This is a genomic window from Candidatus Zixiibacteriota bacterium, assembly GCA_035574315.1.
Lineage (GTDB): Bacteria > Desulfobacterota > Binatia > UBA9968 > UBA9968 > DATLYW01.
Window position 1 is genome coordinate 120,596 of record DATLYW010000007.1, and the last position, 6,040, is coordinate 126,635.

General features: G+C 66.7%; 7 protein-coding genes. 3 read left to right on the forward strand and 4 right to left on the reverse strand.

Annotation, left to right across the window (positions count from 1 at the left end):
* Positions 1-6 precede the first annotated feature (6 nt).
* Positions 7-573: a glutathione peroxidase gene (locus tag VNN77_01410; GenBank protein HXG50049.1), complete on the reverse strand. Its 567-nt coding sequence runs from the start codon at positions 571-573 to the stop codon at positions 7-9.
* Between the two features lie 144 nt (positions 574-717).
* On the opposite strand from VNN77_01410, the gene VNN77_01415 reads away from it, so the two are divergent.
* Positions 718-1,344 carry a glutathione S-transferase family protein gene (locus VNN77_01415; GenBank protein HXG50050.1) on the forward strand — a complete coding sequence of 209 codons (627 nt, stop codon included), beginning with the start codon at positions 718-720 and terminating at the stop codon, positions 1,342-1,344.
* Between the two features lie 125 nt (positions 1,345-1,469).
* Here the strand turns inward: VNN77_01415 and VNN77_01420 are convergent, their stop codons facing one another.
* The 3 genes from VNN77_01420 to VNN77_01430 form a co-directional block, all read right to left on the reverse strand.
* Positions 1,470-2,735 carry a cytochrome C gene (locus VNN77_01420; protein ID HXG50051.1) on the reverse strand — a complete coding sequence of 422 codons (1,266 nt, stop codon included), beginning with the start codon at positions 2,733-2,735 and terminating at the stop codon, positions 1,470-1,472.
* A 68-nt stretch (positions 2,736-2,803) separates the two neighbouring features.
* The gene (locus tag VNN77_01425) at positions 2,804-3,130 is read right to left on the reverse strand and encodes a zinc ribbon domain-containing protein (GenBank protein HXG50052.1); all 327 of its coding nucleotides are present in this window, start codon (positions 3,128-3,130) and stop codon (positions 2,804-2,806) included.
* A gap of 130 nt (positions 3,131-3,260) precedes the next feature.
* Positions 3,261-4,574 carry an MFS transporter gene (locus VNN77_01430; protein HXG50053.1) on the reverse strand — a complete coding sequence of 438 codons (1,314 nt, stop codon included), beginning with the start codon at positions 4,572-4,574 and terminating at the stop codon, positions 3,261-3,263.
* A gap of 148 nt (positions 4,575-4,722) precedes the next feature.
* On the opposite strand from VNN77_01430, the gene VNN77_01435 reads away from it, so the two are divergent.
* Together VNN77_01435 and VNN77_01440 are read left to right on the forward strand one after the other, a co-directional pair.
* On the forward strand, positions 4,723-5,139 hold the full coding sequence (locus VNN77_01435) for a GFA family protein (protein ID HXG50054.1): 417 nt from the start codon (positions 4,723-4,725) through the stop codon (positions 5,137-5,139).
* 105 nt (positions 5,140-5,244) lie between these two features.
* Positions 5,245-6,040 (forward strand): hypothetical protein (locus VNN77_01440; protein HXG50055.1); only part of this gene is annotated, 796 nt, incomplete at its 3' end.

Sequence of the window (6,040 nt, forward strand, 5' to 3'; positions counted from 1 at the left end):
CCGGCTTCAGCGCGCGCCGAGCAGCTTTTCGAGCTGAGCCACGACGCGCGGGTCCTCCGGCTCGACCGCGCTCTCGAAGACCGCCACCGGCCTGCCCGACCGGTCGAGGAGATACTTCTGGAAGTTCCAGCGCGGCGGCTTCGCGGTCCGCGCGGCGAGGTCGCGAAACAGCGGATTGGCGCCCGCTCCGACCACCGAGCTCTTCGCGAACATCGGGAAGGTGACACCGTAGTTCAACCGGCAGAACTCGGCGATCTCGTCGTTCGAGCCCGGCTCCTGCCCGCCGAAGTCGTTTGCCGGAAAGCCGAGCACGGCGAAGCCCTTGTCGCGATAGCGGCGATAGAGCCGCTCCAGCCCTTCGTACTGCGGCGTGTAGCCGCACTTGCTCGCGGTGTTGACGATCAGCAGCACCTTGCCCCCGAACCGGCAGAGCGAGACCGTCTCTCCGGAAAGGCTCACGAGCTTGCGGTCGAGAATGGCGGGGCAGGCGGCCTCCGCGGCAAAGCCGCGCTCCGCCGAGCCCGACGCGATGACAGCAACAAGGATCGATACCACGAACGATGCCCGGGCCATACGGTTCACTTCCGCACCCTTTCTATCACGGCGCCGGGAACGATGCACCCCCGGCATTGACACGACTCCCCTGCGGCGAATAAAAGGTCGGTTGGAGCCGCCGGGGATGTCGGCGGCCCGAAACCCGGAGGGAGGAGCATTCCCATGATGACGCTTTACTTCAGTCCCGGAGCCTGCTCACTGGCGTCGCACATCGGCCTGGAGGAGACCGGCGCGCCCTACGAGGCCAAGCTGATCCTGCTCGCGAAGAAGCAGCAGCTGACCGAGGAGTACTTGAAGATCAATCCGCGCGGCAAGGTGCCGGCGCTGAGCGTCGACGGCCGGGTGCTGGTCGAGAACACGGCGATCCTCACGTACCTCGCCCGGCGCTTCCCCGAGAAAAAGCTCATGCCGGCCGATCCGTTCGAAGAGGCGCGCTGCATCTCGACGATGTGCTGGTTCTCCAGCGTCGTCCATCCCTCCTTCCAGCGCTGCAACCGCCCGGAGCGCTTCGCCGAGAGCGAGGTGGCGTACGAGGCGATCAAGGCGAACGGGCGGAAATCGTTCTGGGCCAACCTCCAGGAGATCGACGCCATGTTCAAGGGGAACGACTGGATCATGGGCCCTCAGTACACCGTCGTCGACCCCTACGCGCTGGTCTTCTACGGCTGGGGCCTTCGCGGCCAGTTCCCGATGCACGAGCTCAGGGCTTATACGGCGTGGCGGGAACGGATGATGAACCGCCCCACCGTGCGCAAGATCGTCGAGGAGGAGCAGAAGCTCGCGGCGTAGAGGGGAAGTCCGGGGCTTCACCGTCCGAAGGCTCAAAAATCTTCGTCGGCGCAAACCGCTTGAACGTGTCGAACGACGCCAGGCGCGTCCGTCGAGCCTTCGAACGATCGCGCCGCCTGGAAGCCCTACAGCTTTTTCGCCGAGCGCTTGCCGTTCATGTGCCTGAGCGTCACCTGAATGATCCGGTTGGTGGCGCTCTGGTGGATGAGCAGGTTTCCGTCGCGGGTCGGCCTCATGTGTCTCACGATCCCGGAGTAGATCCCGCCGGAGGGGATCGGCCAGCTCTGGAAGCGCTCCGTGGCCGGATCGAAGCGCACCAGAGTGTCCGGCCGCTGCCCCGACTCGTTGTACCACACGATGTCGTCCACCACGGCGATCGCGTAGGGGTGCGATCGCGGGCCGCTCGGTGAAGGCCACTCGCGGCTCTGCCCGGTCCTGGGGTCGAAGCGGCCGAGCCGGCCGAGGCTCGAGTTTACGTACCAGATCGTCCCGTCGCTCGCGAAGTCGAGGCGCCGGACGGTGGTCTTGGGGTCGGGGAGCGTGTACTGCCTTGCCGCCATCGTCTCCGGCTCGACCCTGATCAGGCAGTTGCGGCCGTTGCACGCGACCCACAGCGAGCCGTCCGCGGCCTCCTTGATGCCGTAGGGGCGCGAGTTCGGCATCGGCATGGCGACGAGCTCGATCGCGCCCGTCGCCGGGATCAGCCGGCCGACCATATTGCTCACCTGCAGCGTGAACCACAGTCGCCCCTTCTTGTCGAAGATCAACGTGTGCGGGTCCCGGGCCGCCGGATCCGGCATCCTGTATTCCGTGATCCGGTTCGCCTTCGGCTCGAGCTTGCCGATGGTCGCGTTGCCGTTGCCGGTGTACCAGATGTTGCCGTCCCGGTCGGGGGTCACGCTGTGGGGCCTCGCGCCCTTCGGCAGGCTGTACTCCCACACCTCGCCCGTCCGCGGGTCGATCCGGCCCACGAGATCCGCCCACATTCCCGCCCACCAGATCGATCCGTCGGGCGCCTCCACCGGGTCGCGGGCGCGCTGCCCCGGAGTGGGAACCCTCCACTCGCGAAACGCAATCGAGACGCTGCCGGGCACGAGCCTGGGCTTGCGGTCGGGACGCGGCGGGAAGTTCGCGGCGAGGTACTTCGCGATCGTGTCGCCGGCGGGGTTGGCGGAGAAATCGATCATCGTCTCGATCAGCTCCCGCCAGCCCTCGCGCGTGTAGCCGGCGCTGCGCGTGATCTCGTTGGTCTGGTGGCACGCCGTGCACATGCCCTGGACCAACGGCTTACCCGGGCCGTCGGGGAGATCCGCCTTCTGGCTCCAGGCGACAAAGGGGGCGGCCAGGAGAAAACACAGCCCCGCCGACCAGGCTATCCACAGTTTCGTCATGGCTTTGCCTCCGCGTTCGGACGCTTACGGCTCCGTTTCCTTACGTGGAAAGACCGGGCCGGTGCCCGCTATTCCTCCTCGTCCCCTTCTTCCTCCGCTGCGCTCTCCATCATCTCGTCGAAATCCTCCGGCAGCTCCTCGCCGGTCTCGTCGGCCATCTCCCTGGCCCAGCGTGCCATCGCCTTGGGATCGTCCATGTCGCCGAGCTTGCTCGGATCGGCGAGATCCTCGAGCGAGGAGTCCCGGGAACGCACTCGAGCCACGCGGGAAATCAGCTTGCGGAGCTTTTTTCCGCCGCAGCGCGTGCACTCCGGTTCTCCGGAATCGGCGACGACTCCCACGAGAAACGAAAACGGCTTCTTGCAGTCGAGGCAGAGATACTCGTAGATCGGCATGTCCCTGGCTCCGATCGGGATCACCCCGAGTAGAGTTGTCGGCCAGTCGGCGCGACGCCTCCGCGGACAATCTTTTCCCTCATCCCGCGGCGCCGCTCGGGACCACGATAAGCAAAGTCCCTCCGCGAGGTCAATACTCTCGTGCCCGCGCTATTTTCCTCGGCGGGCGGAGAAAAAAGCTCAGGCCCGCCGAGGCGAAGAGCATGGCGATGAAGATGCCGAAGGAGAGCTCGTAGCTCTGCGTGGCGTCGAAGAGCAGGCCGAAAAACGGCGGGCCGCCCGCGGAAAAGAGGCTGGTCAGGAGCGAGCCCATGCCCCGGATCTTTCCCAGCGTGAGGCGGCCGAAGTAGTTCGCCCAGATCACCTCGGCGAGGATCGCCGTGCCGCCCATGCCGATGCCGTAGAGGAAAAAGCCCGCGTAGAGCGAAAAGAGCCCCGGGTCCGAGAGCGCCAGCAGGATGCCCATCGCCTGGACCAGGAACTTCGCCATGATCAGCCGGGCGACGTTCACGCGCTCGGCGAGCACGCCCCAGACCATCGGCGTGCTGAACTGCATGACGGCGATCACGCTCATGACGAAGGCCGCGACCATCGACGAATGGCCCTGATCGGTGACGAAGGAAAAGACGTGGAGGTTGAGCCCGGTCACGCCGACGTGCGAGACGCCGAACGTGAGAACGATCAGCCAGAAGGCCGAGGTGCGAAGCGCCTCGCGCCGGCTCCAGGCCACCTCGCCGGCTGCGCCGGCGCGCGCTTCCGGCGCCGCACGCCTGCCCGCCGCGGGTGAAGCGGCGACCTCCGTTGCGGCCGCGCCGTCGGGCCTCAGCCCCATGTCCTCCGGCCGCCGCCGCATGAGCAGCAGCGCCGGCCCGACCACGAGCGCGAACGTGAGCAGGCCGAAAACCACCCATACGCCGCGCCATCCCACGTAGAGCATGAGCGCCGCGCCCGCCACCGGCATGCAGACCTTGGCCAGGCCGTGGCCCATGCCCGCCAGCGCCAGCGCCCGCCCCCGCATGCGCACGAACCACTGCGAGATCGAGACGTTCACCACCAGCGAGCCCATCAGCGCATCGCCCGGGCTCACGAGCAGCCAGCGGACCGCCGCGAACTGCCAGAAGTCGCGCGCCTGGCCGAGAAGCAGAAAGCCCACGCCCGAAACCAGGCCGCCCGCGGCCATGAGCCAGCGCCCGCCGTGGCGGTCGAGCAGCGTCCCGACCAGAGGCGCCGCCGCCGCGCCGATCAGGATCTCCCCCGAGCGAATCAGCGAGAAGGCGCCTCGCGAGAGCCCGAGATCCTGCGAGAGGGGTTTGAGGAAGACGCTGAGCGTGCTCGAGATCGAGAAAGCCGACGCGATGTGGGCGAAAAAACCGACGGCGACGATCACCCAGCCGTAGAAGAACCTCGTCCGCCCCGTTGTCTGCTCGATGGTCGTGGCCGGCACGCTCCGGTTTGTAGCAGGGATTCGGTCGATTCCACAAGCGGAAGCCGCCCGACGGACGACGGCCGGTCGAGGCCGCGCTTTTTTTCGGCCGGGAGCTACGAAACGACGTGAACTCTTGATAGCATCGGGGCAAGGAGGATGAAGCGCCATGCCTGACTTCAAGGGTGGATGTCTTTGCGGCCAGGTCCGTTACGAGTGTTCTGCGGACCCGTTTTTCATGGGCAACTGCCACTGTCGCGACTGCCAGAAGGCGAGCGGCGGCGCTTACGAGCCGGCCATCGGCGTGCCGGCCGCGGCGCTGAAGATCACCGGCGCGGTCAAGTATCACGACACCAGGGCCGACAGCGGCAACATCCTGAGCCGCGGCTTTTGCCCGGAGTGCGGCTCGCGCCTGTTCGGGAAGACCAGCGCGAATCCCGATCTCGCGATGATCACCGCCGGCAGCCTCGACGATCCGAGCCTGTACAGGCCGACGCTCGACATCTTCACGGCGAGCGCTCAGCCGTGGGACTGCATGGACCCGGCGCTGGCCAAGTTTCCGAAGATGCCGCCCATGGGAACGTAGTCCCGAGCCCTGGAGCCGTCCCGGCCCTCGACGCTTGCGCCGGACCTCGACATGGACTATTCCCTGGGAATCGTTTTTCATCGAACCGGAGGAGGCGTTCCTGCGATGCGTTCACTCGAGCGGGCGGTAAACCGATGGGGCACGGCGGCGCGCCGGGCCGTGTTGATCGTCGTCGTCGTGCACTCGCTCTGGCCGGGAGCCGGCAGGACGCAGGAGGTCCCTCAGCCGGGGATAGAGGAGGAGTTCATCAAGCAGGAACGAATCTACCGCAGCCGCGGCAGGGACGTCCCCGGCAGCTACGTCACCGATCGGGGGCTCTCCGACTACGCGGAGCTCCTTCCCGGAGGCTTCTGCGGTGCGCTCCGCGGGCTGAGGAGCGCCGACCGATGGCTGGACGTCGGTGCGGGCACGGGACAGGCGATACTGGATTATTACGCGCCGGCGGACCCGGCCGCGCCGGCGCAAAACTGCGTCCGGCCCGGCGAGCGGGCGCGTGCAGTCGCGATCTCCATAGAGGATCGGCGTACGGAGGAGTGGCGGCGGCAGGCCGCGCGTCTCGGCGACGACCGCATACGATATCTCTACGGTAAGCGGCTGAGCCGCTATTCGAGCGAGGAGCTCGGAAAATTCCAGATCGTCACCGACGTCTACGGGGGCTTCACTTATACCACCAGTTTATCCCGATTCGTGGAGAAGGTGCTGAGCCTGCTCGAGATCGGCGGCGCCTTCTACACTCTGGTGCCGGGCGTGCATCTGGAGAACGGCGAGAACAGGCTCGGCAAATGGCTTCTGACCGAGGTGGTCGATCCGGCCAGCCGGCCCGTAAAGGTGTGCGGGTGGCTCAGGGAGACCGGCTGCGTGAAAGTCGCCTGTGAATCGAAGAGCGACTGGGACTGGCCCA

Bases quoted from the DNA above. Each gene is read 5' to 3' on its own strand.
- VNN77_01415 (HXG50050.1), top strand. From the start codon at position 718: ATGATGACGCTTTACTTCAGTCCCGGAGCCTGCTCACTGGCGTCGCAC.
- VNN77_01435 (HXG50054.1), top strand. From the start codon at position 4,723: ATGCCTGACTTCAAGGGTGGATGTCTTTGCGGCCAGGTCCGTTACGAG.
- VNN77_01420 (HXG50051.1), bottom strand. From the start codon at position 2,735: ATGACGAAACTGTGGATAGCCTGGTCGGCGGGGCTGTGTTTTCTCCTG.
- VNN77_01425 (HXG50052.1), bottom strand. From the start codon at position 3,130: ATGCCGATCTACGAGTATCTCTGCCTCGACTGCAAGAAGCCGTTTTCG.
- VNN77_01410 (HXG50049.1), bottom strand. From the start codon at position 573: ATGGCCCGGGCATCGTTCGTGGTATCGATCCTTGTTGCTGTCATCGCG.